Origin of the sequence: Rhodococcus sp. BP-332 (genome assembly GCF_019836065.1) — a bacterium.
Classification (GTDB): Bacteria; Actinomycetota; Actinomycetes; order Mycobacteriales; family Mycobacteriaceae; genus Rhodococcoides.
In genome coordinates this window covers 166,253-192,242 of the sequence record NZ_JABUEC010000003.1, presented here as the reverse complement: position 1 = coordinate 192,242, position 25,990 = coordinate 166,253, and the positions used below count along the sequence as shown (strand labels likewise).

Annotated in this window: 26 protein-coding genes; 14 read left to right on the top strand and 12 right to left on the bottom strand. The window is 67.5% G+C overall.

The features are described 5' to 3' along the window. Positions 1-109 precede the first annotated feature (109 nt). Entirely contained in the window at positions 110-1,087 is a 978-nt protein-coding gene (locus tag HQ314_RS12100; RefSeq protein ID WP_056447165.1) for a LacI family DNA-binding transcriptional regulator, read from the top strand. Here the strand turns inward: HQ314_RS12100 and HQ314_RS12095 are convergent. After that, on the bottom strand, positions 1,077-1,733 hold the full coding sequence (locus HQ314_RS12095) for a helix-turn-helix domain-containing protein (RefSeq protein ID WP_308119372.1): 657 nt from the start codon (positions 1,731-1,733) through the stop codon (positions 1,077-1,079). The two genes, HQ314_RS12100 and HQ314_RS12095, sit on opposite strands and share 11 nt — an antisense overlap. A 112-nt stretch (positions 1,734-1,845) precedes the next feature. On the opposite strand from HQ314_RS12095, the gene HQ314_RS12090 reads away from it, so the two are divergent. After that, positions 1,846-3,300 (top strand): MDR family MFS transporter, encoded by a 1,455-nt coding sequence (locus HQ314_RS12090; protein ID WP_051612949.1) that lies wholly within the window; start codon positions 1,846-1,848, stop codon positions 3,298-3,300. 48 nt (positions 3,301-3,348) lie between these two features. After that, positions 3,349-4,101 (top strand): GAF and ANTAR domain-containing protein, encoded by a 753-nt coding sequence (locus HQ314_RS12085; RefSeq protein WP_222650187.1) that lies wholly within the window; start codon positions 3,349-3,351, stop codon positions 4,099-4,101. A 16-nt stretch (positions 4,102-4,117) separates the two neighbouring features. Here HQ314_RS12085 and HQ314_RS12080 read toward each other — a convergent pair whose 3' ends face one another. The 6 genes from HQ314_RS12080 to HQ314_RS12055 all read right to left on the bottom strand — a co-directional run bounded on the left by HQ314_RS12080 (position 4,118) and on the right by HQ314_RS12055 (position 9,141). Continuing rightward, a complete protein-coding gene (locus HQ314_RS12080; protein WP_261781639.1) occupies positions 4,118-4,960 on the bottom strand; it encodes a pentapeptide repeat-containing protein in 843 nt (280 codons plus the stop codon). A gap of 177 nt (positions 4,961-5,137) precedes the next feature. Next, positions 5,138-5,749: a vitamin K epoxide reductase family protein gene (locus tag HQ314_RS12075; RefSeq protein WP_082544607.1), complete on the bottom strand. Its 612-nt coding sequence runs from the start codon at positions 5,747-5,749 to the stop codon at positions 5,138-5,140. Positions 5,750-5,830: 81 nt separating this feature from the next. Beyond that, positions 5,831-7,372 carry an AMP-binding protein gene (locus tag HQ314_RS12070; protein ID WP_222650186.1) on the bottom strand — a complete coding sequence of 514 codons (1,542 nt, stop codon included), beginning with the start codon at positions 7,370-7,372 and terminating at the stop codon, positions 5,831-5,833. Between the two features lie 40 nt (positions 7,373-7,412). Beyond that, positions 7,413-7,997 (bottom strand): TetR/AcrR family transcriptional regulator, encoded by a 585-nt coding sequence (locus tag HQ314_RS12065; RefSeq protein ID WP_027504042.1) that lies wholly within the window; start codon positions 7,995-7,997, stop codon positions 7,413-7,415. A gap of 47 nt (positions 7,998-8,044) precedes the next feature. Then, positions 8,045-8,893, bottom strand: a complete 849-nt coding sequence (locus HQ314_RS12060) for an SDR family oxidoreductase (protein WP_222650185.1) — start codon at positions 8,891-8,893, stop codon at positions 8,045-8,047. 14 nt (positions 8,894-8,907) lie between these two features. Beyond that, positions 8,908-9,141 (bottom strand): hypothetical protein, encoded by a 234-nt coding sequence (locus tag HQ314_RS12055; protein WP_222650184.1) that lies wholly within the window; start codon positions 9,139-9,141, stop codon positions 8,908-8,910. 146 nt (positions 9,142-9,287) lie between these two features. Between HQ314_RS12055 and HQ314_RS12050 the strand changes: the two genes are divergently transcribed. Beyond that, the gene (locus HQ314_RS12050) at positions 9,288-10,880 is read left to right on the top strand and encodes an ABC-F family ATP-binding cassette domain-containing protein (protein ID WP_261781638.1); all 1,593 of its coding nucleotides are present in this window, start codon (positions 9,288-9,290) and stop codon (positions 10,878-10,880) included. 9 nt (positions 10,881-10,889) lie between these two features. On the opposite strand, the gene HQ314_RS12045 is transcribed toward HQ314_RS12050, so the two are convergent. Further along, positions 10,890-12,113 (bottom strand): EAL domain-containing protein, encoded by a 1,224-nt coding sequence (locus tag HQ314_RS12045; RefSeq protein WP_222650183.1) that lies wholly within the window; start codon positions 12,111-12,113, stop codon positions 10,890-10,892. A 170-nt stretch (positions 12,114-12,283) separates the two neighbouring features. Between HQ314_RS12045 and HQ314_RS12040 the strand changes: the two genes are divergently transcribed. Continuing rightward, positions 12,284-13,663 (top strand): serine/threonine-protein kinase, encoded by a 1,380-nt coding sequence (locus HQ314_RS12040; RefSeq protein ID WP_308119370.1) that lies wholly within the window; start codon positions 12,284-12,286, stop codon positions 13,661-13,663. 121 nt (positions 13,664-13,784) lie between these two features. Here the strand turns inward: HQ314_RS12040 and HQ314_RS12035 are convergent, their stop codons facing one another. Further along, on the bottom strand, positions 13,785-14,714 hold the full coding sequence (locus HQ314_RS12035; RefSeq protein ID WP_222650181.1) for an arabinofuranosidase: 930 nt from the start codon (positions 14,712-14,714) through the stop codon (positions 13,785-13,787). Between the two features lie 243 nt (positions 14,715-14,957). Here HQ314_RS12035 and HQ314_RS12030 point away from each other — a divergent pair, with 243 nt between their 5' ends. Next, on the top strand, positions 14,958-15,884 hold the full coding sequence (locus HQ314_RS12030) for an aldo/keto reductase family oxidoreductase (RefSeq protein WP_222650180.1): 927 nt from the start codon (positions 14,958-14,960) through the stop codon (positions 15,882-15,884). A 134-nt stretch (positions 15,885-16,018) separates the two neighbouring features. Here the strand turns inward: HQ314_RS12030 and HQ314_RS12025 are convergent, their stop codons facing one another. Continuing rightward, a complete protein-coding gene (locus tag HQ314_RS12025; protein WP_222650179.1) occupies positions 16,019-16,582 on the bottom strand; it encodes an AAA family ATPase in 564 nt (187 codons plus the stop codon). Between the two features lie 212 nt (positions 16,583-16,794). Here HQ314_RS12025 and HQ314_RS21370 point away from each other — a divergent pair, with 212 nt between their 5' ends. The 6 genes from HQ314_RS21370 (at position 16,795) to HQ314_RS11990 (ending at position 21,482) form a co-directional block, all read left to right on the top strand. Beyond that, on the top strand, positions 16,795-17,439 hold the full coding sequence (locus tag HQ314_RS21370; RefSeq protein WP_261781637.1) for a VOC family protein: 645 nt from the start codon (positions 16,795-16,797) through the stop codon (positions 17,437-17,439). Positions 17,440-17,595: 156 nt separating this feature from the next. Further along, the gene (locus HQ314_RS12010) at positions 17,596-17,913 is read left to right on the top strand and encodes an alkylmercury lyase (RefSeq protein WP_308119424.1); all 318 of its coding nucleotides are present in this window, start codon (positions 17,596-17,598) and stop codon (positions 17,911-17,913) included. 148 nt (positions 17,914-18,061) lie between these two features. Beyond that, positions 18,062-18,526, top strand: a complete 465-nt coding sequence (locus HQ314_RS12005; RefSeq protein ID WP_094689020.1) for a VOC family protein — start codon at positions 18,062-18,064, stop codon at positions 18,524-18,526. Positions 18,527-18,604: 78 nt separating this feature from the next. Then, positions 18,605-19,735, top strand: coding sequence for a tyrosine-type recombinase/integrase (locus HQ314_RS12000; RefSeq protein ID WP_261781636.1), 1,131 nt, complete (start codon positions 18,605-18,607; stop codon positions 19,733-19,735). Beyond that, entirely contained in the window at positions 19,735-20,082 is a 348-nt protein-coding gene (locus tag HQ314_RS11995; RefSeq protein WP_222650177.1) for a helix-turn-helix transcriptional regulator, read from the top strand. The genes HQ314_RS12000 and HQ314_RS11995 overlap by 1 nt, the downstream gene beginning before the upstream one ends. A gap of 125 nt (positions 20,083-20,207) precedes the next feature. Further along, positions 20,208-21,482: a hypothetical protein gene (locus HQ314_RS11990; protein ID WP_222650176.1), complete on the top strand. Its 1,275-nt coding sequence runs from the start codon at positions 20,208-20,210 to the stop codon at positions 21,480-21,482. Between the two features lie 159 nt (positions 21,483-21,641). Here the strand turns inward: HQ314_RS11990 and HQ314_RS11985 are convergent, their stop codons facing one another. Further along, complete coding sequence (locus tag HQ314_RS11985; RefSeq protein ID WP_222650175.1) at positions 21,642-22,322, bottom strand: haloacid dehalogenase type II; 681 nt, start codon at positions 22,320-22,322, stop codon at positions 21,642-21,644. A 209-nt stretch (positions 22,323-22,531) separates the two neighbouring features. Beyond that, positions 22,532-23,149, bottom strand: a complete 618-nt coding sequence (locus tag HQ314_RS11980; RefSeq protein WP_222650174.1) for a TetR/AcrR family transcriptional regulator — start codon at positions 23,147-23,149, stop codon at positions 22,532-22,534. Between the two features lie 207 nt (positions 23,150-23,356). Here HQ314_RS11980 and HQ314_RS11975 point away from each other — a divergent pair, with 207 nt between their 5' ends. Together HQ314_RS11975 and HQ314_RS11970 are read left to right on the top strand one after the other, a co-directional pair. After that, positions 23,357-23,998 (top strand): hypothetical protein, encoded by a 642-nt coding sequence (locus tag HQ314_RS11975; RefSeq protein ID WP_222650173.1) that lies wholly within the window; start codon positions 23,357-23,359, stop codon positions 23,996-23,998. Positions 23,999-24,019: 21 nt separating this feature from the next. Next, positions 24,020-25,603 carry an alpha/beta hydrolase gene (locus HQ314_RS11970; RefSeq protein WP_222650172.1) on the top strand — a complete coding sequence of 528 codons (1,584 nt, stop codon included), beginning with the start codon at positions 24,020-24,022 and terminating at the stop codon, positions 25,601-25,603. Positions 25,604-25,990 lie beyond the last annotated feature (387 nt).

Genomic DNA, 25,990 nt, shown 5'->3' with positions numbered 1-25,990 from the left:
CGTTCTAGTTTGCCTGTTCGCAGAGGCTAGAACGTACTAGACGCCGGCGTCAACACCCCCGTACGATCGGTGCGTGACCATCAGGAGACGAACCGAGCGTCCCGTCACGATGACCGACGTGGCACGGGCGGCGGGAGTCTCCACCGCCCTGGTGTCCATCGTCTTCCGCGACTCCCCCGGTGCCAGCGACGCGACCCGCGCACGGGTACGCGAGATCGCCGACGAACTGGGATACGTCCGCGATCGACGGGCGAGCAGTCTGCGGCAGTCGCACTCCCGGCTTCTCGGGGTCGTCTTCGAGCTGCAACAACCGTTCCACGGGGATCTGGTCGAACACGTCTATTCCGCCGCGGCTCGACGGGGCTACGAGGTGGCTCTCAGCGCCGTCGCACCCAGCAGAGGTGAGACAGCGGCCATCGACTCCCTCCGTCACGATCGCTGCGAGGCAACGATCCTCCTCGGCAGCCGACTGCCGGAGGACGAGCTGGCCGCGCTCGCCCGCACCGTTCCCACCGTCGTCGTCGCTCGCCGTGTCGACACCCCGGACACGGTGACGGTGCGCAGCGACGACGTCGCCGGCATCACGCTGGCGGTACGGCATCTCGAGGAGCTCGGCCATCGTCGCATCGCCTTCGTCGACGGCGACGGCGCACCGGGCAGCGAGGACCGATCCGCCGGTTTCCTGGACGCCCTGTCCCACATCGACGACGCCCGAGCCGAGGTGGTGCGGGGCGGCCTCACGGAGGACGACGGAGCGCGAGCAGTCGAGGGACTCCTCGACACCGAGCACCCTCCCACCGCCGTGATCGCCTTCAACGACCGGTGCGCCACAGGCGTTCTCGCTGCACTGGTCGCTCGCGGACTCGCCGTGCCGCGGGACATGTCGGTGATCGGGTACGACGACTCGCGCGTCGCCGGACTGGACCACGTCGCACTCACCACGGTGTCCCAGGACGCCGAGAGCCTGGCCGACGCGGCGGTGGACGCCGCACTCACCCTCACCGTCGACGACAGTGCGCCGAGCATCGTGCTGACGCCCAGCCTGGTGTCACGGTCGACCACCGGCGCACCGAGGGCTACGTCGTGACGTCCGGGGCGGCACCGGTCACGACGGTCCGCAGATCACGGCACGCGACGCGATAGATCTCCGCCAGGTCGGCGTCCTGATCCCCGTCGTCCACGCGCGCCGCCCACGAGTCGAACGCGACCCGGACGGTCATGATCGCCGTCTCGGCGGTCAGGCGGGAGGGCGATCGCGGAACTCGCGCCGCCAGCGCGTCGGCCAGGCGAGCGATGACCACTTCGTCGAGGGCGATCGCCGCGGACCGTAGGTGCGCATCCGACACGATCAGCCGACGGATGCGCATCACGCGGTCGGACGACGCCGTGTTCGCCGCACTCATGCGCCGGAGGAACCGCTCCACGATGTCCTCGATGCCGGCCAGACCGACACACGCGAGGTCGGCCTCGGTCACCCACGCCAGGATCTCTCGCTCGAGCCCGGCGTCGAAGCCGACGACGGACTGCTCCTTCGTGGGGAAGTGACGGAAGTACGTGCTCTGCGAGATGCCCGCGTCGCGAGCGATGTCGCCGACGGTGGTGGACGCGAATCCCTGACGCTCGAAGAGTTCCAGCGCCGCCAGTGAGATCTCGGAACACATGTCGCGACGCCGACGTTCCCGCAGATCGGGCACCGGTGTCGCCGCCACCTCGGTCGAGCCGTCTCCACTCACGACATCACTCCTCTCCGAATGGCCGTTACCCTACATCAACAACCAGTTTGACAGTGACTGTCATGCAGGAAGACACTGTTACCACACCGAACGACAGAGAGGCCCCACGACGATGCAGGTTCAGCAGACAGAGGTGGACGCGCCGCGCGTCACGGACGGGCCTCTGCCACGGAGCAGTCGGCTGTTGATCGCGGTGCTCGTGGTGTCGGCATTCGTCATGATCCTCAACGAGACGATCATGAGCGTCGCGCTGCCCACCCTGATGGTCGATCTCGCCATCGACGCCGGCACCGCGCAGTGGCTCACCACCGGCTTCCTCCTGACCATGGCCATCGTCATCCCGACCACGGGCTTCCTCTTCCAGCGCTTCACTCTCCGCCAGGTCTTCTTCGCGGCGATGTCGCTGTTCTCCGTGGGCACCGTTCTCGCCGCGTCGGCGCCCGGCTTCCCGCTGCTGCTCACCGGTCGAGTCGTCCAGGCAGGCGGCACGGCGATCATGCTTCCCCTGCTGATGACGACCGTGCTGCGACTGGTTCCCGCCGATCGGCGCGGCCGCATGATGGGCGTCATCTCCATCGTCATCGCCGTGGCTCCGGCCGTGGGGCCGACCATCTCGGGTGTCATCCTCAGCGCACTCGACTGGCGGTGGATGTTCTGGCTCGTGCTCCCGATCGCGTTGCTGGCCTTCGCGATCGGATCCCGCCTGGTGGAGAACGCCACCGCGGCGAGCACGGTGGCCCCGTTCGACGCCGTCTCGGTGGTGCTGTCCGCGCTGGCGTTCGGCGGCATCGTGTACGGACTCGGCAGCCTGGGTCACGCCGCCGAGGGCACCGCGGTCCCCGTGTGGATCCCGTTGGGTGTCGGCGTCGTCGCACTGGTCGTGTTCGTCCTCCGGCAGATCGCTCGTCAGGACTCGGGCCGGGCCCTGCTCGACCTGCGTCCGCTGCGCACCCCCACGTTCAGCATCGGCCTGGGCATGCTCTCCATCAGCATGATGGCGCTGTTCGGTGCCCTCATCCTGCTGCCGATGTATCTGCAGAACGTCCGCGGGCTGGACACGTTGACCACGGGCCTGATGCTCCTTCCCGGCGGTCTGATCATGGGCGGTCTCGCTCCCGTCGTCGGACGGGTCTTCGACCGGGTCGGCCCCCGCCCACTGGTGGTCCCGGGCGCCGTCGTCGTCAGCGCCGCACTGTGGTCGATGACGATCCTCACGGCCGACACCGCCCTCCCCGTGGTCGTCGCGATCCACTCGCTGCTCAGCGTCGGACTCGCTCTGATCATGACTCCGCTGATGACCTCCTCACTGGGTTCGGTTCCGCCGCAGTTGTACTCGCACGGCAGCGCGATCTTCAACACCGTGCAGCAGTTGGCGGGAGCGGCCGGCACCGCGCTGTTCGTGACCGTGATGTCCACCGCTGCGGCCTCCCGACTGGCCGGTGGCGTGGGCGACGTGGCGGCGCAGCAGTCGGGGATCCACACCGCGTTCCTGTGCGGCGGTGCCGTGTCCCTGCTGGCAGTGGGCGCCTCGTTCTTCATCCGTACGCCTGCGGCCGACCGGGGGTGACCTGGTCGTTGCCGGAAGGTTGTCGCCCCGTCGTGGTGCAATGGTGCCGTGAACTCCTCTGACTCCTTGCCGCTCGCGGTCGTGATCGGTAACGCCGTCCGCTCGTTGAGCGCGGCGGGCACCGACGACGACCATGCTGCGGAGTTGATGCACCGGCTGGTCGACGCCGCCTGCGCGTGCATCCCCGACACGGACATGTGCGGAGTCACCGTCGAGCTGAACGGCGCACCCTTCGCGGCCGCGACGTCGTCGGCCACCGTCTCCGCCATCGACCTCGAGCAGTACGACGCGGACAGCGGTCCGTGCCTGCACGCCGCTCGCGAGGGCGAGACGGTGCTGGTCGACTGCGAGGCGGGAGACGCCCGGTGGCCGGAATTCGGCACCACTGCGCGCGCCGCGGGGATCGCCGCGATGATGTGCACCCCGGTGCGGGTGGGTGACCGCACCATCGGTTCGCTCACCCTCTTCGCCCACACCCCGCACTCGTTCGACGACCTGGACCGTCAGGTTCTCAGCACGCTGGTCGGCGCCGTCTCGGACGCGCTGGAGCGCGACGACCAGCACCGCGACCTCTCGACCACCGTCGACGGCCTCCGCGATGCCATGGCCCACCGCGCACCCATCGAGCAGGCCAAGGGCATCCTCATGGCCCTGCGCGGCATCGACGACGCCGCGGCGTTCGAGGTGCTCTCGACCGAGTCGCAGCGCACCAACCGCCGACTGCGGGACATCGCCCGCGAATTCGTGTCGTCGGTGACGGACGTCGCGCCGGCCGAGATGACCGGCGCGCGCCCCACCTGACGCACAGTCCGACCGGTCACCACCCGGGCGGAACCTCCAGGTCGACCGGAACTCGGGTGTTCCGGTCCCCGCTCGCGGACGCCAGTTGCGTCCGGGTGAGAAACAGCGCGTCACGCAGGTCCGCACCCCGGACGTCCGCGCCGCGCAGATCGACCCCGAGAAGGTCGCATCCGGTGAGGTCGGAACGGCGCAGATCCGCCCCCACCAATGACGCCCCGCGCAGGTCGGCACCGACGAGCCACACGTCACGCAGGTCCGCGCCCGCCAGGTCCGCTCGCGGGACGAGCCGTGCGTCCGTCGCCGCCCCGTCCGCGAAGTAGGCCGCGCGCACCTCGGCGCTCACGGTGTCGAGCACCTGCCTTACGCGCCCTCGAACGAACGTCACGTCCACCGCGAGAACCGAGGTGGCGCCAGCGTCGACGGCGGCAGAGATCTCCGCGCACAGCAGATCGACCTCGTCGGTCAGGTCGCTGTCGTGGGCACGCGTGCGCACCCGCGTCAGATGCCACAGCATCTCGTGCAGGTCCATCACGACCTCGAAGGCCGAGAAGACGGTGCGCGCGGTCGCGTCACCGTCGCGCCACGACGTGGCAGGGAACATCGTCGTGCTGACGCGTTGGCCGGCTCCGAAACAATCGAAGGACACGCAACCGCGGTACCCGCGTCGAGCCAGAGCGGAGTGGATCGAACACCGGAACGTCGTGTCCAGATGGGCACACGGGACGCCCGGTGGTTTGTCGGTCGCGAACTCCACCGATCGCGAGAAGCCGAGGGCGGTGCAGCACAGGCCGGTGCACCGCGCGCAGTCGGCGCGCAGTGTGGACGGATGCGGGACAGGGGCCGAGAACGGCTCGTTCATGAGGTACTCCGGAGAGAAGTGACAGGGGCCGGAGGCGGCGGAGCCCTCGGAAGGTTCCGCCGACACCGGCGCACGCAGTCACCACCGAACGCACGGAGTGCGCTCGGTCGGAGCCACAGGGCCTGGTCAGGACATCATGAAGAGATCACTGCGCGCAGAGTAGCGCACCGACCCCGGTCAGCCGAGCACGAACCTCTGCACGACGAGTCCTGCCAGCACGAGATACCAGAGGACGAGGGGGACGGCGTGGTACCGCGTCAGCAGGTCTCTCGTCCGGCCCGGTCCCGCCAGAGCCGACACGTTCACCACCGTCACGTACCAGAAGACGGGCACCGTGACGGCCCACACCACCATGCAGTACGGGCAGAGCGCACCGATCTCGTACAGGCTCTGCACGATGAGCCAGTGCACGAAGGCGACGGCCGCGGTGACCCCCACCTGCAGCCCTGCCCAGAACCACCGATCGAGACGCGTGCGCATCAGCAGGGCGACGCCCACCATGGCGACGATGGCGAAGCCGCCCACCCCCATGAAGGAGTTGGGGAATCCGAGGACGGCCGCCTGGCGTGATGCCATGACCGAGCCGCAGTTGACCACGGCGTTGAGGTTGCACGTCGGCGCGTACGACGGGTCCGCCGTCAGTCGTATCTTCTCGTAGGTCAGCACACAGGCGGCCGCGAATCCGACGACCCCGCCGATCAGCAGGACCCACGGCAGCACGCGCGCCGGGGTTCCGCGAGACGGACGGTCCACGTCGACGTCGTCGTCGGACAGCGAGGACATCGTCATCGGTGAGATCCCGTCGGAGAGTCGGAGAGTGGTCGAGTCCCCGAGTGTAAACAGCCTCCCTGAGAGATCGGCTCCGGCGAGTCAGTTGACCTCGCGGTCCATCCCGTCCCAGTAGGGCGTGCGTAACTTGAACTTCTGCAGCTTGCCGGTGGCCGTGCGCGCCAGCTCGTCCCGGAACTCCACGGTGGTCGGCGCCTTGTACCCGGCCAGTCGCTGCTTGCACCACGCGATGAGGTCGACCTCCGTCTCCGGGCCGGCGTCCACGTCCGGCGCGAGCACCACCAAGGCCTTGATCGTCTCGCCCCACTTCTCGCTCGGCACCCCGATGACGGCGACCTCGCTCACCGAGGGATGGGAGAAGAGGCAGTCCTCGACCTCGATGGACGAGACGTTCTCGCCGCCGGTGATGATCACGTCCTTCTTGCGGTCGGCGATGGTGAGATAGCCGTCGTCGCCGATGAGGCCGCCGTCACCGGTGTGGAACCAGCCGCCGTCCAGCGTACTGGCGCTCTCCTCGGGCCGCCCCCAGTAGCCCTCCATGACGACGTTGGATCGCGCCAACACCTCGCCGGTCGGGTCGACGTCGAGTCGGACACCCAGTGCGGGGGCGCCGGCCCGAGTGAGCTTCGCGGCACGCTCCTCGGGTTCCAGATCGTCCCACTCCTGGCGAGTGCGGTTGACGGTCAGCAGAGGGGACGTCTCGGTGAGCCCGTAGATCTGGATGAACTCCCACCCCAGTTCACGCTCCACGCGCGCAACGGTCTTCGTCGGTGGCGGCGCACCGGCCATGATGATGCGCACCCGATCCCGGCCGGGGATCTCGCCCTCCCACGACTGCGCGGCATCGAGCACGGCTGCCGCGACGGCGGGGGCCGCACACATCACCGTCACGCCGTGATCGCGCACGCGGCGCAGGATCTCGGCGCCGTCGACCTTGCGCAGGACGATGTGCTGCGCACCGACTCCCGTCATCGCGAACGGCTGTCCCCAGCCGTTCGCGTGGAACATGGGCAGGGTGTGGAGGTAGACGTCGCGATCGCTGACGCCGACGTGCATGCCGAAGGTGACCGCGTTGACCCAGATGTTGCGGTGCGTGATCTGGACACCCTTGGGGCGAGCCGTGGTCCCCGACGTGTAATTGATGGCAGCGGTTGCGTTCTCGTCCGGATCCCACGGTGCCGGAGTGGATCCCGGCGGAGCGTACAGATTCTGGTCGTCACCGAGAACGACGACGTGTTCGCACTCGACGTCGCCGAGCGAGTCCTTCAGCTCCGGATCGATGTAGAGCACGCGCGCACCGGAGTCCTCGATGATGTACCGCACCTCGTCCGGCCGGAGTCTAAAATTGACGGGAACGATGACGCGGCCCCAGCCACTGATTCCGTAGAACGACGTGAGCAGACGGCCCGCGTTGTGGCTGACGATCGCCACTCGATCGCCACGCTCGATACCCAGATCGTCGAGTTTCGCGGCCTGCCGCCGGGCGAGGTCCGCCATCTCGGCATAGGTCGGCGATCCGAGGCTCGGAGCGGGCTGATCGGGCTCGTCGACGAACCCGACCCGGTCTCCGTACACGGCGGCGGCGCGGTCGAGGAAGTCGGTGACACTGAACGGGACGAACATTCGACCGACACTAACAAGGCTCCGCGCCGTGCGGCGCAGTTCACCGAGAGGCGGTGCCCAGCAGGTCGGCCATCATGCCGACGAGCCACTCCTCGACGACGTCGAGCGGCCGCGTGCTCCGTTGCGCCTTGCACATGAGGAGGGCGCCCTCGATGGCCGACAGGGCAAGGGTCGCACCGCGTTCCGCGTCGTCACGAGCGACACCGCGCTCGCACAGAGAGTCCGCGATGATCTTCTCCCACGACGTGAAGGCCGCACCTGCCGCGTCGCGGGCACCCGGGGTGTTGGGCCCCTCGACGGCCGCCGCACCGACGGGACACCCCGCGACGTGATCCGTCGCGACGAGTTGGTCACGGAACGACCCGACGATGGAGGCCATGGTGTGCTCGGGTCCCCGCGACGCGAGACCCGCCGAGATCATCGATCCCATGAAGTCACCCGCGCCCCGTGTCGCTTCCTCGACGAGCTGCGGGCGCCCTCCGGGAAAGTGGTGGTAGATCGACCCGCGCGGCGCATGGGCATGCTCGATGACGTCGGCCACCGAGGTGGCCTCGACACCCTTCTCCCGGAACAGCAGCGCCGCGCTGCGCAACATGTCGGTACGGGCGGTGCTCTGCCTGGGCATGGGATCCTCTCGTTCTATGCAGTGCACTATACCGACCGTGCTCGTGCTCAGCCGACGGTGAGAAACTCCCGGAACGAGAGCGGTCGGCGTCCGGTGATCTCCTCCACGTCACCCGAGACGTCGGCGAGAGCTCCCGAGGCGATGGCCGTGTAGGTCGACACCCACGCGTCGTTCTGCCAGGCGGGTGCCGCCCACCGTGCCCTCGACTCGTAGGCCTCCGCCACCGTCTCGTCGTGAAACCGCACGTCGACTCCCCGGACGTCGGACAGTGTGGCGGCCACCTCCGTCATCGACAGCGCCTCGGGCCCGGTCAGATCGTAGGTCCGGCCGATGTGACGGGCAGGGTCGCTCAGCACCGCCGCAGCGGTGCGCGCTACGTCGACGCGGGCGACGAGCGCGGCACGCCCCTCCCCCGCCGGTCCGCGCAGAACACCGTCCTCCCCCACGAAGTGCTCCATGACGTCGAGGTAGAAGTTGTCCCGGAGGAACGTGAACCCGATACCCGTGGACCGGATGTGACTCTCCGTGGCGTGGTGATCTCGGGCCAGGGTGAAGACGGCGTCCGGCGCGGCGCCGACGAACGACGTGTAGACGATGTGGCGCACGCCGGCGGCGACCGCCGAGTCGACAAACGTCCTCTGCTGGTCGACACGATCGGCGCTCTCGGAGGCCGAGACCATGAACAGGACCTCGATCCCGGCGAGTGCCTGCACCGCGGCGGTCGCGTCCGAGTAGGAACACTGCGCGACGTCGGCACCCGGGTGTGACGGCGCGCGACCGGCGTTCCGCACCAGCAGACGCTGCGACGCGCCCGCAGCGGCGAGCGACGCGGCGACGGCGCCGCCGAGTGCGCCGGTCGATCCGGTGACCGCGACGGTGGGTGCGGTGGCGTTCATGAAACGTCCTTTCGTCAGCGCTCACTCACGGCGTCACGACTCGCGCGGAGACGCCGGAGACGGACGACGACGACCACGGCGAGCAGCAACCACCCGGCGCCGATCACACTGCAGCCGACCACGACCATGGTGCGCAACGGATGATCCTGATCGAGGCGCGCACCGACGAGCGCCCAGAACAGGCCCAGCACCGCGAACAAGGCCATCGCCTGCGCGACGGATCGCTTGAACGTCACTCGTCTCGTCACCGGAGGGGTGTACCCCACACGGGGTACGGACTACCGCGGCGGTGTGTGCGAGTCTCGTCACGCGGGCGGGCGGACCGTTCCGCGCACGATTCCTCGCGACCCTTGCCGGCACCTGACCGACGGTGTCTGCCGGTAGCGTCGTCGCGATGAGCTGGATTCGCATGAACGACGTCAACGCCGGGTACGAGCAGAGAGTCGTTCTCCGCGACGTGTTCTTCCGACTCTCCGACGGTGACCGGGTGGGCCTGACCGGCCGCAACGGATCGGGCAAGACCACTCTCCTGCAGCTGCTTCTGGGGCGTGTGGCGCCCGACTCCGGCACGGTGGACGTCACCGAGGGCGCTCGAATCGGCTACTTCTCCCAGTTCTCCGAGCTCGACGGCGATCGCAGCATCACCGCCGAGCTGGAGTCGCTCTTCGGGGACATCAGGGCGGTGGAGACCGAACTGGCCGAGGTCGAGACGGCGCTGGGAGGCGACATCGACGAGAAGGAGATGTACCGCCTCGTCGACCGGCAGGCCGAGTTGCTCGAGCAGATGGAGGTCGGCGGTGGATGGACGTACCACCAGCAGATCGACACCGCCCTGTCGATGCTCGGTTTCGACGCCGAGCGTCGAGAACTGCCGGTGGACAAGCTGTCCGGTGGATGGCGCAACCGAGCCGCGCTGGGACGCATCGTGCTGGAATCGCCCGACGTCCTCCTTCTGGACGAGCCCACCAATTTCCTCGACGTCGCCGGGATCACGTGGCTCGAGCGGTGGCTCCGTGACTTCCGCGGTGCTCTGCTCCTCGTCTCCCACGATCGCCGCTTCCTCGAGCAGGTGGTGACCACCATCGTCGAGATCGAGAACAACCGGTTGCACACCTACGACGGCAGTTACTCGGAATACGTGCAGCAGAAGCAGTTCCGCTTGAAGAACCTCGAGAAGGAGTTCAGCACCGAGCAGCAACTCCTCGCCTACGAGCAGGACGCGATCACCGACCGGAAGGAAGCCGCGAAGAATCCGAGCGGCGTGCTGAAGCGGCGGCTGGCGTCGATCAAGAAGAGCAAGACCCCTCGCCCGGTCGATCAGATCATCACGTCGATCTACGGCGGACTGCACGTGCACGACGACCTCTGCGTCGTCGACGGCGTCACCAAGGGGCACGGCGGCGATCCACTGTTCGCGAACCTCTCCTTCGAGATCCACCGGGGCGACCGCATCGCGATCACCGGCCCCAACGGCTGCGGAAAGTCCACGCTGCTCGACGTCCTGACCGGTCTCACACCCGCCGACTCCGGGACGGTGAGGTGGAAGGTCAAGGCTCCCTCGTTCATTCACTACAACACCGTGCTCGCGAACCTCGACCTGGAGGACACCGTGACGCACGCGGTCAACGCGATGCCGGACAGCCTCGCGCTGACAGCGACCCGGAAGGACGTGGCGCGCTTCCTCGCTCTGCTGCAGTTCTGCGAGGCCGAACAGAAGCAGCGCATCGGAACACTGTCCGGAGGTCAACGAGCACGCGTCGCCTTGGCGCAGTGTCTCCTGTTCGGAGCCGGCGTCATCGTGCTGGACGAGCCGACCAACCACCTCGACCTGCCCAGCGCTCAGATCCTCGAGCGGGCGCTGATGGCGTTCCCCGGAGCCGTCGTGGTGGTGAGCCACGACCGCTTCTTCATCGAGAAGATCGCGTTCCGCCAACTCGCCTTCGACGGCCGGGGCGGCGTGGAGAAAATCGCCGGCGTGCAGATGTGACGACCGCGCTCAGCGCGGGGACACCCGGTGCAGCAACAGTGTCGCGGCGTCGAGCACCTGATCGCGGTCGTGGGTCAGCCGATACTCCACGCACGGCGCACCGCCCCCGTCGCACGGCACCGCCGTCAGTGCCGCGGTGAACGACGGGTCCACCACCACGACCGAGTGTTCTCGCGCCAGCGGCTCGCCCGGTCCGATCACGACGACACGGTGACGACCGGCCAGTGAGTGTGGATCCCCCGCGGTGAACAGCACGGTCAGAGCACTGCGTTCGGACAGCCGATCGAGCAACCGGCGCACAGACTCGGCCATCGTGTCCGGCTCCGGAACCGTCGCGAGCACGAGCGACGTCGGCCCACACTCGAGCGCACGACGGAGCAGGTCCTCCTCCACGTCGACGAGCGCGGCCCGCGTGGCCCGCGTCGCGGTACCGCGGTCGTGGGTGAGGCCGAACGGTGTCACGGCCACCGGGGCACGCACCGTCACGGCGGGGCCGGCGAGACCGGGATGCGGTCGTCGCGGCGCGGCGTCGAAACGCGGCAGAGGGCCGGGCACACCGAAATACCAGCCTTGCCCCCACGTTGCACCGAGATCGAGTGCGCGGGCCTCGTGAGCTGCGTTCTCGATTCCCTCGGCGACGACGACGGATCCCGTTCTCGCAGTCTCCGCCGACACCGCGGCCAGGAGCGCGATCGTCGTCGGCGTCGGCGGCTGCTGGATCAATCGCATCTCGAGCTTGACGACGTCCGGGCGCAGCAACGCCAGCAGCGCGAGGCTCGACGAATCCGCCCCCACGTCGTCGACGGCGATACGCCACCCGAGGTCGCGGGCGTGAGCGACCGCGCGCAGGATCCCCGCCGGATCCGCCATCAGGTCACGCTCGGTGATCTCCACGACGATGGAGTGGTCTGCCGCGTCCGCCAGCGCGGCGCGCGCGAAGTCCGGCGGCGGGGCGTCCAGGGCGGCGGGTTCCGAGTTGACGAACAGCGCCAGCTCAGCGGGGAGTCCCGCCGTCACGGCGCCGTGCACGGCAGACACCCGACAGAGCCAGTCGAACTCGGCCGTGACACCCCGACGTTCGGCCTCGCGGAACAGTGCTTCGGGCGACTCCCACACAGTGCCGACTGCGGGCCTGGTGAGCGCCTCGTATCCGACGATCGATCGGCTGCGGAGGTCGACGATGGGCTGGTACGCGGTGTCGATGGGACCGGGAAGGACAGGGGATGAGCTCACCTCGTGTCCTTTCCTGTCCACCGTGCCGCCGACGCCCCCGCCCGGCTACTCAGTCTGCCTCGAGGTCCATTCCGACCGGACATCGCGGCTACGCGGAATCAATGGCACGCTCGTCCTAGGATCGGTCCGCACGGTCGACCAGCGGAAAGGCGAGGGGAATGGCTGAGCAGGTGACATCCCCGCAGGCGGGCACACCGCGCCTCGTCGCCGGTCGGTACGCCCTGGGACCCGTGCTCGGTCGTGGCGGTGTGTCCGACGTGTTCCGGGCGACCGATCGAACGCTGGGCAGGGCCGTGGCGGTGAAGTTGTTCCGCAGCGACGACCACACACCGAGCGACCACAGACGCATCGATTCCGAGATGCGCACCCTCGCCTCGCTGACCCACCCGGGTCTGGTCACGCTGCACGACGCCGGCGCCGAGTCCGACATCGTCGGCTACGACGGCCCGTATCTGGTGATGGAGTTCGTGGACGGCACCACGCTGACCTCGTTCCGCGCAGGCGGCGCACTGCCCCCGGAGGTGGTCCGGCAGATCGGGCACCAGGTGGCAGAGGCACTGGCCCACATCCACACGGTGAACATCGTCCACCGTGACGTCAAGCCCGCCAACATTCTGATCACTGACGACGACGATTCCGGCCTCCGGGCGAAGCTCGCCGACTTCGGCATCGCCCGCATCGTGGACTCCGATCCGATGACCGAGCACGGCACCGCCGTCGGGACGGCGCACTACCTCAGCCCGGAGCAGGCGACGGGCGAGCCGACGGGGCCGGCCTCCGACGTCTACTCGCTGGGTCTGGTCCTGACCGAGTGCCTGACGGGACGAATGGTGTTCGAGGGCAGCGCGATCGCCGCCGCGATAGCCCGACTGCACCGCGACCCGGTGATCCCCGTCGAGCTCGGACCGACATGGGTGTCACTACTGACCGATATGACTTCCCGGACGCCGACCGCGCGCCCGGCCGCCGCCGACGTGGCTCGCCGGCTGCAGACCCTCACCGAGGACACGGACACCGCTGTCCTCGCGACCCCGGTGGCGACGCCGGCCGCAGCCGTGTCCGGTCGACGATCCGCCGTGCCGTGGGTACTCGCCGTGCTGGGAATCTGCGCGGCGCTCGTCACGGTGCTCGCGATCCGCGGAGCGGGGTCGGACGATGAACCGACGACGGAGCCGCCCCTGCCGACCACGTCCGTGGTGGTGGTCGAGACGACGTCGCAGCCGACGGCCACTCCTGTCCCGGTACCCGAGACTGTCCCGGAGGTCACGCCACCGGTCGTCGAGACGACGACGACGGTCGCTCCCGCACCTGTTGCCCCGCAACCCGCCCCCATCGTTCCGCAACCCGCGTCACCCGACAACGGCAACTCGGGCAACGGCAACTCGGGCAACGGCAATTCCGGGAACGGCAACTCGGGCAACGGCAACAGCGGTAACGGCAACTCGGGCAACGGCAACTCCGGGAACGGCAACTCGGGCAACGGCAACTCGGGCAACGGCAACTCGGGCAACGGGAACGGGAACTCCGGGAATGGGAACGGCAATCGCTGACGGCCGAGGATCAATTCCCGCGCACGGCGTCGTCGTAGCCGGATCAGGTGTTCGGGAGGCAGCAGCTCGGTGAGTCCCGCGAGTCGACTCGTCCCGCTCTGTCAGCGACGAGCACTCGGGATCACGCCGGCTCTCGCATCACACCGAAGTGCCGAGCGGTTCCGGACACGCCGGGCAGCTCCTGTACCGGCGACCAGGTGGCGAGACCGTCCGTGCTGTCGGAGTACAGGTACTTCCCGTCGATGTAGGCATCGAGGTAGATGCGCCATACGTCGTTCGGCAGCTGGACGACGGCCGGACCCTCGACCATGGAACCCCACGGACCGGGGGCGACGAAGCGGTACGGCCCGAGCACGGTCGGCGCGACTGCGTGCTCGATGACCTTCTTCGTCTCGTTCTTCGTGAACGCGTGGTAAGTGGACCCGACCTTGACGATCGTCGTGTCGATGTGGTCGGCCCCGATACCGTCGAGTGGAACCGGGATGCTCCACGAACTCAGGGAGTCATCGAGTGCCGTCATCAGGTAGGGCACGAAGCCGCCGCCCGTCGACAGGGACAGGATGACATGCACTCGGTCACCGTCGACGAACCATTCCGGAGCCCAGGCCTTGGTGACGAACGGCGACAGGGACGGACCGTCCGCGAAGCCCGCCGACTCGGAGAAGAACGGAATGCGAGGGCCCTTGCCGTCTCCGGTGCCGGGCATGAACGCGCAGCAGAACGGAACCGCTTGCGTGCCCGTGAACGTCCAGTCGACCCGGTTCGGGCTGCGAGCGAAGCCGATGTTCGCACCGTCGGCCGTGGTGTAGGTCAAGCGATAGGACCCGTCGGTGTGGCGGGAGATGCTGGGGTCCCGCATCAGTCCCGACGGCGGCCTGAACGCGGACGTGCGCTCCGGCGTGAAGGTGGTCCCGTCCGACGATCGGTAGACGTCGAGGTCACGGTCGCTGGCATTGCTGAACGCGACCATCGTGTACGCCCACTCCGACGGAGCGGCGCCACTACTCGCAGGGGCGGCGACGAGCAGACTCGCCACAGCGAGAAGCACCATCGGTATTCCGGACAGTCGCCTACGTCGCTCTGATGTCACCGGCTGCAGTGTGCCAAAGTCACATCAGCCACATCAGCCGCATCAGCCCCATGCGCTACATCGATGTGCGATCGTTACGCAGGCTGTTCACCGGCTCCGCAGCGGTCACGACGATGCGAGTCAGACGGACGCACACCGCAGTCGGTCGGCGGCTTCCGACCGTGCGGTTGCGCCGCCCGGTTCCCGACGGGTACTCAAGTGCAGATGAAGACTCACGCTTTCCCGGGTACCGACCTCCGAGCGTCCAGCATCGTCCTCGGCCTCATGCGCATCGAGACGCTGAGCGACGAGGAGATCAGAACCCTCGTCGGAACCGCACGCGACGCGGGAGTGCCGATCTTCGACCACGCGGACATCTACGGCAGCGAGCGGCACGCCTGCGAGCGCAGGTTCGGCGACGCGGTGACGTTCGCGTCCGATCGAGACGATGTCGTCATCCAGAGCAAGGTGGGCATCCGGGAAGGGTTCTACGATTTCTCGGCGGAGCACATCCTGTCCACCGTCGACGAATCGCTGACCGCCTTGCGCACCGACCACCTCGACATCCTGCTGTTGCATCGGCCGGACACCCTCGTGGAGCCCGCCGAGGTCGCAGCCGCCTTCGACACGCTGCACGCGGCGGGCAAGGTACGACATTTCGGCGTCTCGAACCACACTCCCGGACAGATCGAGGTGCTGAAGACCGAGGTGCGACAGCCCCTGATCGTGAACCAGGTCCAGCTGAGCATCACGCACGCGCCGCTCGTGGCTGCCGGTCTCGCGGCGAACATCGCGGGGCTCGAGCAGTCGACGAATCGCGACAACGGGGTGCTCGATCACGCACGACTGAACGGCATCACTTTGCAGGCGTGGTCGCCGTTCCAGAAGGGAACGTCGGACGGCGTCTTCCTCGGGGATCGCGAGAACTACCCCGAACTGGACGATGCGCTCCGCGAGCTCGCCTCCGAATTCGGCACCACGCCCACCGCGATCGCCACCGCGTGGATCACCCGGCACCCGGCGAACATTCAGGTGGTGCTCGGAACCACCAATCCCGGCCGCGTGCGGGAAGCTGCCGCCGGCTCGGACGTGGTTCTGAGCCGGGAGCAGTGGTACCGCCTCTTCCGCGCGGCGGGGCACACACTGCCGTGACGCCGGTGGACCATGTTCTCCCGCACCCTTCCTCGGTTCCCGCACGCGACCTCGCAGAGCAACACGCGTGCGGAACGCGACGATGGATGCGGGAAGGTCCGGGCGGTGCGGGTGAGTCGCTCGGTGCCGACGGATCAGAGCTGCGCTTTCGGCAGACCCTGCACCCAGAGCATCGCCTCGCGGCTCGATCGCAACCGGACGACTCGAAGATGCGGGTGCGCACTCGATGCGTCGGCCACGCGCCCGCGCATCTTCTTCCTGCCTTTCCAGCCCCACCGGACGATGTGCTCGGGGTCGGTGAGGATCGTCCGCAGCGGCGGCTCGATGTTGCCGTTCCACAACGGGACTCGATGCCGGCGGCGATGGAGCGTACGACGGATGAGCCGCACCATGTGCACGTGAACGGGTAGGTCGAGCCACACCAGGGTGTCGGCGCGCGACGTCAGCAGCAGGCCCAGTTGCGTCGTGTACTGCCATTCGGTCACCCACCGCTCACGGCCCGTGAACGCGTCGACTTCTGCGTGAAAGCGCGGTCGCACAGTCCACCCCGGTCCGTGGAAGAGCGCATCGATCTCGGTGTGCGGCAGACCCGTGCGTTTCTCGATCTCTCGCGCCAGCGTGGTCTTCCCGGCACCCGCCGGCGCCCCGATCAGGATGCGTCGCGGTGGCGGGTCGAGGTGGCCGCGGGGTTCGAGCACCTATCGACTGTAGGGGTTCGAGCCCGTGGAACGCGCCGCCCGGTGACCCGCGGGCTGGGTTCCCGCACTGTTTTTCGTCCCTCGCACGCAACCACGCCGAGCAACACGCGTGCGGCTCGCCAGGATGGGTGCGCGAACACCGGGATTTCAGCGCCCGCAGGAGAGGATGGTCGTCGTACACCCTTCATCGGCACGTCGACGAGGAGCCACGCATGAGCCAGCACGTCCACCTCAGCGGTCAGCTGGTCTGTCGGGACGATGCCGAGCTGGCCGTCGTGTCGGAATGCCTGCCCCGTCATGTCGAGCTGACCCGCGCCGAACTCGGCTGCGTGTCCTTCGACGTCCACCAGAGCGGTGATCCCCTCGTGTGGCTGGTGGACGAGTACTTCACCGACGACGACGCCTTCGCGCGACATCAGGAGCGAGTCTCGTCGAGTGAGTGGGGCAGACGGACGGCGGGCATCGAACGGCGATATGTCGTGGAGCGAGCGCGCGGTGAGGCACCTAACCCGACGACGAGCGGGCCGTTACGCACCGCGGGCATCTCTCTGGATTGTGCGGATCCCGAAGAACTCGTTCGGTTCTATCTGGCCCTTCTCGGTGGTCGTCGACTCTGGCGCGACGACCAGGCGTCCGGGATGCGCACCGATGAGGGGCTCGTCCTGGTGGCACAGAAGGTCGAGGAGTACACACCGCCCGAGTGGCCCGGAACCGCCGTGGTGCATCTGGACATCGACGCGGGCAACGATCTGGCCGGTGCGGTGCGGTACGCAGAAACCTGTGGTGCGCGACAGTCCGAACCGCAGGTCGATTCTCGGTGGGCTGTTCTCCTCGATCCGGCCGGACATCCGTTCTGAATCACGACGATGGTGTGGTCGAAGGATGCGGAATAGCATCAGATGCACGATCGCCGCCCCGCCCGTTGCAGCCGACACGATCTCACCATGAACCGACGCCCGTTGTGGCCGCACCGGCACGCCAACCGATTCGAGGGCAGACTCGCTCGTATGAAGGTGGAAATCTTGTACTTCGACGGGTGCCCGAACTGGCAGGAAGCTGCGGACCGGGTTCGCGCTGCAGCCAGCCTGATCGAACAGTCAGACATCGAGATCGGTCACCGGCTGATCTCCTCCGACGCCGAGGCAGCGGCGTCGGCCTTCGCCGGCTCACCGACCATCCTCATCGACGGCGTCGATGCCTTCGACGATGCCGTGCAACTGACCGAACTCGCCTGCCGCGTCTACTCGACCGACCGCGGCCTGGCGGGTCTGCCGACCGTCGACCAACTCGCCGCGTCGCTGCAATCGAAAGACGAAGCGCTGCAACGATGAACGCAGCGAAGGGTCGCGTCCCGCCGCCCCGGTCGAACACTGAGCGGTAGCGCCCGCGCGGCGACCAGCGCACCTCGACCCGCACGCACTCCCCGAAGGCACGGCAGCGTTCACTCCCTCGTGGCGTTCGCCGGCGTTAGTGTTGCCCATGGCTATGTCCAGAGCGGTCCCCGCGCTGCCGGTACGGCACATCGAGACCGCGATCGCCGTCTACACCCGCGCCTTCGGCTTCACGGCGCAGTACTCCGATCCCACCTTCGCCAAGCTCACTCGAGACGACGTCGAGATCCACCTGTGGGCCTCCGACGACGACAGCTGGACCACCCGCACCGACCCTGCGCCGTGGCCGGTGTGCAGCGGAGCGGAGACCTTCCTCGCCGGAACGGCCAGCTGCCGCATCACCGTCGACGAGATCACGGAACTGTACGACGAACTCTCGCGCGCGGGCGTCCTGCACCCAGCAGACGCCGGCCACCCCGTCGCGACGGACTGGGGAACGACGGAGTTCGCGACCGTCGACGGCGACGGCAACCTGATCACGTTCTCCACGAACACTATTCGAACCGAAAGCGCGGTCGTCGACGGTGACGGTGACGCTGTCACTACTTCCTGACCGACGGAGTCGTTGATCACCACAAATACATCGACGTCATCCAAGCGCCTTGCATTGGATGCATGATACGTTCATGCGATGTCGGCCATGGACACCGTCGGGTCCGGCGCTTCTCGCGCCGAGGGGTCGGCAGATCACCTGTTGCGAGACGGCCTGTCGCTGCTCGCGCCCGAGGAAACCGTGCTGGCGGCGATGATCGAAGGGTGGGAGCAACAGCAGCGCTCGCGGATGCTCGCGAATCTGACCATCGAGCGTCGGACACAGATCGTGCGCCGGTTGGTGATCTTCACCAACGACTACCCGTGGCAGTGGTCATCGGCGGACGTCGAGGAGTGGACGACGCATCTGGTGGAGTCGGGGGCCGCGCATTCGACGGTGCGGTTGTATCAGATGGCGGCATCGCTGTTCTGCAGCTACATCTCCGACACCCGTTACCGGTGGCACGAGGTCTGTGAGCGGCACTTCGGGGTGCACCCGGTGCAGATTTTCCACGAGTGGAACATGGTCGTGCACCGCAGCGACTACGAAGGGCGGCCAGGGAATCGCCCGCTCACCCGCGACGAGTTGCAGGCGTTCTTCGACTACTGCGACACCCGGGTGAACCGGGTCGGCGCCTCCGGCCGTAAGGGATGGCTGGCGAGCTATCGCGACGCAACGCTGTTCAAGGTGATCTATGCCTGGGGCCTGCGCCGGCGAGAAGCCTCGATGCTCGACACCGTCGACTGGACCGCGAACCCGGCGGCCACCGAGTTCGGCCGCTACGGGGCGCTGTCGGTGCGCCACGGCAAAGCCCTCTCCGGCGGACCACCACGGCGCCGCACTGTCCTGACCACCATGGAATGGGCCGCCGAGGCCGTCGACGAGTGGGTCACCGAGATCCGGCCCCTCTACGACTCCGACCAACTCGCCCTCTGGCCCACCGAGCGCAGCGCGCGGGTGGGAGCGGTGTCGATCTCCCAACGGTTCGCCGAGTACCGCAACGCCGTCGGGCTCGAGAAGCACCTCGGCCCGCACTGTCTGCGCCACTCGTATGCGACACATCTGCTCGAGGACGGCTTCGATCACCTCTTCGTCCAACAACAACTCGGACACTCCTGGGGATCGACCACCGCGATCTACACCAGCGTCGGCACCGACTACAAGAACAACGCCCTCCGACGAGCACTGAGTCGGGCGTTTACCACCGCGAGCACCGACGAGGAGAACTGATGCCGCAACCGCAGCTGAACTACCAGTGGCACCTGCGCCGCCTCCTGGCCGACCAGGGCATCTTCGCGACCACCGGACTCGGACCTCTCCTCGCCGAACGAGGAATCACACTCTCCGAAGCACAGGTGTATCGCCTGGTCACCGGGACACCCGAACGTCTGAGCCTGCGCACCCTGATGGCACTGTGCGACATCCTCACCTGCACACCCAACGACCTGATCGAACCGATCGCCGAACCCGCCACAGGGACCGCGACCGGAACATCGACACACCGCCCCGACACCGCTGCCGCGACCACCCGCGCCAAGACCCGCACACCCCGACGCGCCGACATCCGGCGACAGTGATCGCAGGACGTTGTCGCATCTGCACCACCGCCGAGGTTCGCGGCATGACGGTGTGCGACCGCTGCAGAAAACGAGCCACGCAGCACCGCGGCACGTGCGCCGGCTGCACAAAGCCGGACAAACTGTTGGACGACGACGACACCTGCCGGTGGTGCCGCCAGAAGGCGCGTCGCACCTGCACCTGTTGCGCTGCAACAGGATCAGCTCTCACCAGCGCCGAAGGCGACACCCTCTGTCACCGGTGCACACTGACCCGCCGCCTCGACGCGATCATCCCTCCTCATGCCGACAGCCCCCTCGCACCGCTGCGGCAGCCGCTCCTGCACGCCGAACCCGTCACCACCCGCCGGTGGCTGATCCGCACCACACCCCTGCTGCTCTCCATCCAGGACGGCAGCACAGCCCTCACACACACCTCGTTCGACACCCTCCCGCACCCGAAGTCGGTCGAGCACCTGCGCTCACTCCTCGTCGCCACCGGCATCCTCGGCCCGGACCTCGACCGCAGCATGCGCCGCCTCGAAGCCCAACTCCCCCAACTACTGAGCAGCCTGACCCCGAACCACCGCGCACTCCTGACCAGGTGGACACAGTGGGCCGTACTACCCAGATTGCGCGCGGCGACCGAGAAACGGGAAGGCCATGTCGGCGCCCAGAACGCTCGCTCACAGATCCGACAATCGGCACTGTTCCTCGACCTGCTGCAGCAGCGCTCGACAGAGCTCGGCGAATACACACAACACGACATCGACACCTGGTTCAGCACGCCCGGAGCCGCCCACTGGCGGGTACGGTCCTTCCTGACGTGGGCACGACGCAACCGGCACCTACCCCGCACACTCACCCTCCCCTCGAGCTACCGAGGCCGAGCCGAAGTCCCCACCGGCGACGACGAGAGGTGGCAGATCTGCCGACGCCTCGTCCAGGACGAGTCGCTGGACCCCGCCGACCGGCTCGCCGGCGCTCTGATCGCATTGTTCGCCCAACCACTGACTCGTATCGCCGGGCTCACCACTGCCCACGTCACCGAAACCGACGCCGGGGTCGAACTGCGGCTCGGCAGCGCCGACACGCTCCTGCTACCGGATCCGTTCGCCCAGATCGCCCTGCAACTACCCCGACCACGACGCGCAGGAACCGCGGAGCAAATACCTCAGACATGGCTCTTCCCCGGTCACCGTGCTGACATGCCACTCACGGCGACGGCGCTCGGTAACCGGATGCGTCGCATCGGTATCAGTCCGCAGGCCCTGAGACTGTCCGCCATCACCCACCTCACCCGAGAGCTCCCACCGAGCGCACTCGCCGCGATGCTGGGCCTGAACGCACACACCGTCGCGCAGCACACGCTCCGAGCCAGCGGCCAATGGACGAACTACGCCGCCGACCGCCACTCCTGAGTCACGCTATTCGCCGAATCGAATACGGCAACCCTGCCAGTGGACCCGTGACGAGTCCGGCACGGTGGCCCCAGCGATCGATGGGGCGGTGGGATCCGGTGCAGTAGTCCGCGCTGTACGCGGTTCAGTGCACCGGATTCGCTCTGCGCGGGTGTCTGTTCACTCGTCGGTCGAGTCGAACAGTGCGCGCACCACACCGTCGAGCGTCTCGGCTGACACGTCCGCCTCACCGAAAGCGGCCGTGGGCACCTTCTCCTCACGGCGGCACCATCCGGTGCGCATTCCCACGCGTCCGGCGCCCTGAAGGTCCCAGGAGTGCACCGCCACCATCGCGCACCGGTCCGCGGTGACTCCGGCGCTCGACACCGCCAGCTCGTACGGCGCTGCTGCCGGCTTCCACGCGCGGACGTCGTCGATGCTGAGCACTCGTTCGACCCGATGGGACACACCCGCCCGGTCGAGGAACCCTGCTGTCGAGTCCGCGCTTCCGTTGGACAGGGTGAACACTCGCGCACCACTGGCGACAGCGGCGTCGAGTGCCGCGACGACGTCCGGGTGCGGTGTCGTCTCGGCGAACCCTCCGACGACGTGCTCGATGTCGGCGTCGGAGACGAACCCACGGGTGTACGCCCGCAGAGCGGACGATGCCACGACGGCGAACGGCTCGTACGCACCGGACAGGGTCAGCGCCATGCCGTCACGCAACAGGTGCGCGAACCATCCGTCGAACGACGACGACGGCGGCGCCACCGAGATGAACCTGTCGCGGACGATGTCGAGATCGGCGAGTGTGCCGACCACATCGAACACGACGACATCAGGAGCAACGGGTTCTGCCATGCCACCGGCGTACCCGACGCACCGAGACACCAACCCGCTTCACCAGTGCGCCGACGTCTCGGTGAGGCTCTCCGACCGCGCAGCGTCGTGGAAGTGCTTCCTGGACATGGGATCACCCAGTCCACACGCCTCGTCGGTTGCCGCATCCTCGGTGTCGGATCGGGAGGGCGTATGCCATCCCGGCAATCACCTCGCGCTCATCGTCGAAGTCAGTCCGAGTCGCCCTTCGGCATCGGTACAGCGTCCTGAAAGAGCATCGAAATGGCGTGCTGCAGAACGTCCGTTTCCGAGCGAATGCGAGCAGCATCGGTCGGGAGGGCTCGTGCCACGGACAGCCCGTCCAGTATCACGTTGAGATAGGCGGCGCGCTGGGTGTTGTCGCCCGGCGGCAGTGCACCTTCTTCGTCGAGGACGTCCAGCCAGTGTTCTATGTGCCGGAGTCCGGCCGCGCTGAAAGCGAGGTACGTGTCGATGACGTTGGCGTCGAGCTCCGAGGCGAGATACGTTCCCAACGTCCGTCGCCACGTGTCGCGGGCTTGCTCACCGGTCCCTGTGGCCGACAACACCTGCTGCATACAGGCCAGTAGGCGCGTCTCGGCAGGCACAGCGGCATCGTCGATGGCGTTTCTGTTCGCCACCAGCCCGGTGACAGCCGCGGCGACTTCGTCCATCAGCACTCGCTGGTTCGGGAAGAAGTGGCGCAGAGATCCGGTACTGACCCCGGCTCGCGCGGCGACCGCTCGGACACTGAGCCGGGTGCCCGGATCCTCGGACACCATCGTCGCGGCTGCGATCAGAATGCGATCCCTGGTGCTGGGCTCGCTCACGCGATCATCCATGGTGTTCGACTCCCCCCGGCCCCGAGCTGGCGCGTGATCTCACGAACCGCTGTCACAGCGTACCAATCGACCCGCCATGGCAGCCGCACGGCGCTCGTTTCCGACACTCCATCTTGACGACGACGTCCTCCATCACAGTGTGCTAGTTTCTTGGCAAGCTATCACGCTGTACTAGTTGGATCGGGGACTGAGCAGATGGGAATCAGACAGTGGCGCTACCGGCGCATTCGAGCCGGATCGGGTGAACCGCTCCGCCGCTACCGCTGGTGGCAGATGTTCGGCAGATCGCTCCGCACGATCAGGCTGTCCGCGCCCGACGGCACGACGTCGACCTACGCCATCGACGTTCGACACATGGGCGACGCGAAGGACGGTGAGGTACGCGCTCGCCTCTACGTCGACGGCGCATTGCAGTCCTACGCGAAGATGCCGACCCGCTTCCCCGTCCCCGGTGGACACATCGAGGTCGCGGCCACAGGGTTCGGACTGAAGCGCTGCCATTACGTGCGCGACGACGGCACCGAGCAGTTGTTGTCTCCCGATCCCGCATCCGCAGAGGGGCGTCGCGCCAGGCTGCACCACCGGCATCCGGGTCCCAGTCGCGTCATCGGTCTCATCTCGATCGTGCTCGTCATCGGCGGCCTCTGCGTGGAGGTGCCGCAGATCATCGCATCCCTCTCTCTCATTCCCCCCATCGCCGATTCGATCGGCACCTTCACCTCACCCGTCCGACTACCGCTCCACGTCAATCTGATCATCGGACTCGCCGCTGTCCTCGGCAGCACGGAACGAGCTCTACGGATGCGATCGAGCTGGATCGACGAACTCGCAAGCTGAACCCACGAAGGGAAACTCACCATGCCTCAGACGATTCCGACCATCATCCGACGGAAATACGAGCGACGACGATGGCCGAAGCCGACGATGGCCGCGGCTGCTGCCTCAGTGCTCCTGATCGCCGGATGCTCCGGCGCGGCGCCGAACGACGACAGCGCGAACGGCGGTGGCCTCGACCGGTTCATGGAGCAGTCGCTCGAGTTCGGAGCATGCGACGCCGGCATCGTGGACTCCCAGCCGCCGGTTCCCCAGGTCGTCGAGGCGGCAAAAAAGACAGAATGCGCGATGCTCACCGTGCCGATGGATTACGAGGACCTCGACGGCGAGACCATCGAGATCGCCGTCTCGCGCATTTCCGCTACCGGCGAAAACCCGATCGGCTCTGTCCTGCTGAACCCTGGCGGTCCCGGAGCGGCGGGGACCACGCTCGCCCCGCTCGTGAATGCCCTGTGGACGGGAGGCCCCATCCCCGAGCGCTTCGACATCGTCGGCTTCGATCCGCGAGGAGTCGGTCTCAGCAACCCGGCTATCGACTGCTACTCCGATGAGGAGCGCGACGCCGACGCACCCCTGTCGGCACTCGGCGAATGGACCGAAGAATCCGCGCGGGCCATCGTCGACAAGTGCGCCGACGGCTCCGGAAGCGACGAGATACTCGCCCACCTCGGAACACGGGACGTCGCTCGCGACATGGATGTGCTCCGCTCCGCACTCGGCGACGACAAGCTCACCTATGCGGGAGTCAGCTACGGCACCCGACTCGGTTCGGTGTACGCCGAGATGTTTCCCGAGAATGTCCGTGCTCTCGTTCTCGACGGCGCGGTGGATCCCCTCATGGACACCGCGGACCGCAGGATCCAGCTCAGCGAGGGACTGCAGGCTTCTTTCCAGCGTCTCGCCGACTTCTGCGTGACACAGAACGCGTGCCCGCTCGGAACAGATCCGGCGCAGGCGACCGCGGTGGTGCAGAACCTCCTCCAGCCCCTCGAGGAGGAGCCGCTGGTGGCCAGTGACGGACGAGAGGTGGGCTTCCTCGCCGCCGGTGAGGGAATTGTCTCCGGCCTGTACTCCGAAGCCGGCTGGCCCGCCATCATCGCGGGGCTGACGGAGCTGAAAGCCGGACGACCCGACGCTCTCCTCGCGATCCGTGACGGGTACTACGGCCGATCCGACAATGGGGAGTACACGAATTCGTTCGAAGCACTCTTCGCCATCAACTGCCTCGACGAAGAACGGTTCACCGAAGAAGAAATGACCCGGCTCGGCCACGATCTCAACGAGGCGGTGCCGTTCCTCGATCCCGGAACGGCACCCCCTGCGCAGGACGGTTGCGAGTTCTGGCCGGCCGAGCCCACACTCGGATACCCCTACGCCACCGATATCGACGGACTCCCTGAAGTGCTGGTGGTCTCGGCCACCGGGGACCCCGTGACGCCTCACGAAGGCGGCATCAGCCTGGCCGAGACCCTCGGTGCGCGGTTGCTCACGGTCGACGGAAACCAGCACGGGACGATCATCTCCGCCAATGCCTGTGTCGACGGCGTGATCGCCGACTACCTGATAGACCTCGAGCTGCCGGATGACGGCACGCGCTGCGCCATCTGACTCTTCGGAAACGCGTGCCGCGGCTTCGTGTCATGCGCTTCGGGCACTTCCATTGCCCACCGATGCTCCTGGCCTGCACCGGCGTCGCTCGCCAGCACTTGACTGACATTCCTACGAACAGTGTTTCAGCGCACCTCTTCGTTGAGTAACCCTTCGAGGTCGCGGGGGCCGAAGTGCATGGCCCTGGTCCAGAAAGTACGGATTTCACGTCGCCGGATCTGGATTCACCTCAAAGCAAGTGGACTCGATACTTGTTCACTTGCGACCCCTGCGCTATCCGTCGATCAGATCATGCCGCGTGTGCGGCCCTGTTGGCTGTCTCGAACTCGATCGGAGTGAGCTCGCACAGGCAACGCTGGAACGACTTCATCGCGGCGTCGTCACCAC

Bases quoted from the DNA above. Each gene is read 5' to 3' on its own strand.
- HQ314_RS12000 (WP_261781636.1), top strand. From the start codon at position 18,605: ATGTCGGCCATGGACACCGTCGGGTCCGGCGCTTCTCGCGCCGAGGGG.
- HQ314_RS12065 (WP_027504042.1), bottom strand. From the start codon at position 7,997: ATGCCCAGGCAGAGCACCGCCCGTACCGACATGTTGCGCAGCGCGGCG.
- HQ314_RS12090 (WP_051612949.1), top strand. From the start codon at position 1,846: ATGCAGGTTCAGCAGACAGAGGTGGACGCGCCGCGCGTCACGGACGGG.
- HQ314_RS12075 (WP_082544607.1), bottom strand. From the start codon at position 5,749: ATGACGATGTCCTCGCTGTCCGACGACGACGTCGACGTGGACCGTCCG.
- HQ314_RS11985 (WP_222650175.1), bottom strand. From the start codon at position 22,322: ATGGCAGAACCCGTTGCTCCTGATGTCGTCGTGTTCGATGTGGTCGGC.
- HQ314_RS12100 (WP_056447165.1), top strand. From the start codon at position 110: ATGACCGACGTGGCACGGGCGGCGGGAGTCTCCACCGCCCTGGTGTCC.
- HQ314_RS12050 (WP_261781638.1), top strand. From the start codon at position 9,288: ATGAGCTGGATTCGCATGAACGACGTCAACGCCGGGTACGAGCAGAGA.
- HQ314_RS11995 (WP_222650177.1), top strand. From the start codon at position 19,735: ATGCCGCAACCGCAGCTGAACTACCAGTGGCACCTGCGCCGCCTCCTG.
- HQ314_RS12070 (WP_222650186.1), bottom strand. From the start codon at position 7,372: ATGTTCGTCCCGTTCAGTGTCACCGACTTCCTCGACCGCGCCGCCGCC.
- HQ314_RS12060 (WP_222650185.1), bottom strand. From the start codon at position 8,893: ATGAACGCCACCGCACCCACCGTCGCGGTCACCGGATCGACCGGCGCA.
- HQ314_RS11975 (WP_222650173.1), top strand. From the start codon at position 23,357: ATGGGAATCAGACAGTGGCGCTACCGGCGCATTCGAGCCGGATCGGGT.
- HQ314_RS21370 (WP_261781637.1), top strand. From the start codon at position 16,795: ATGAGCCAGCACGTCCACCTCAGCGGTCAGCTGGTCTGTCGGGACGAT.
- HQ314_RS11970 (WP_222650172.1), top strand. From the start codon at position 24,020: ATGCCTCAGACGATTCCGACCATCATCCGACGGAAATACGAGCGACGA.
- HQ314_RS12030 (WP_222650180.1), top strand. From the start codon at position 14,958: ATGAAGACTCACGCTTTCCCGGGTACCGACCTCCGAGCGTCCAGCATC.
- HQ314_RS12005 (WP_094689020.1), top strand. From the start codon at position 18,062: ATGGCTATGTCCAGAGCGGTCCCCGCGCTGCCGGTACGGCACATCGAG.
- HQ314_RS12080 (WP_261781639.1), bottom strand. From the start codon at position 4,960: ATGAACGAGCCGTTCTCGGCCCCTGTCCCGCATCCGTCCACACTGCGC.
- HQ314_RS12035 (WP_222650181.1), bottom strand. From the start codon at position 14,714: ATGGTGCTTCTCGCTGTGGCGAGTCTGCTCGTCGCCGCCCCTGCGAGT.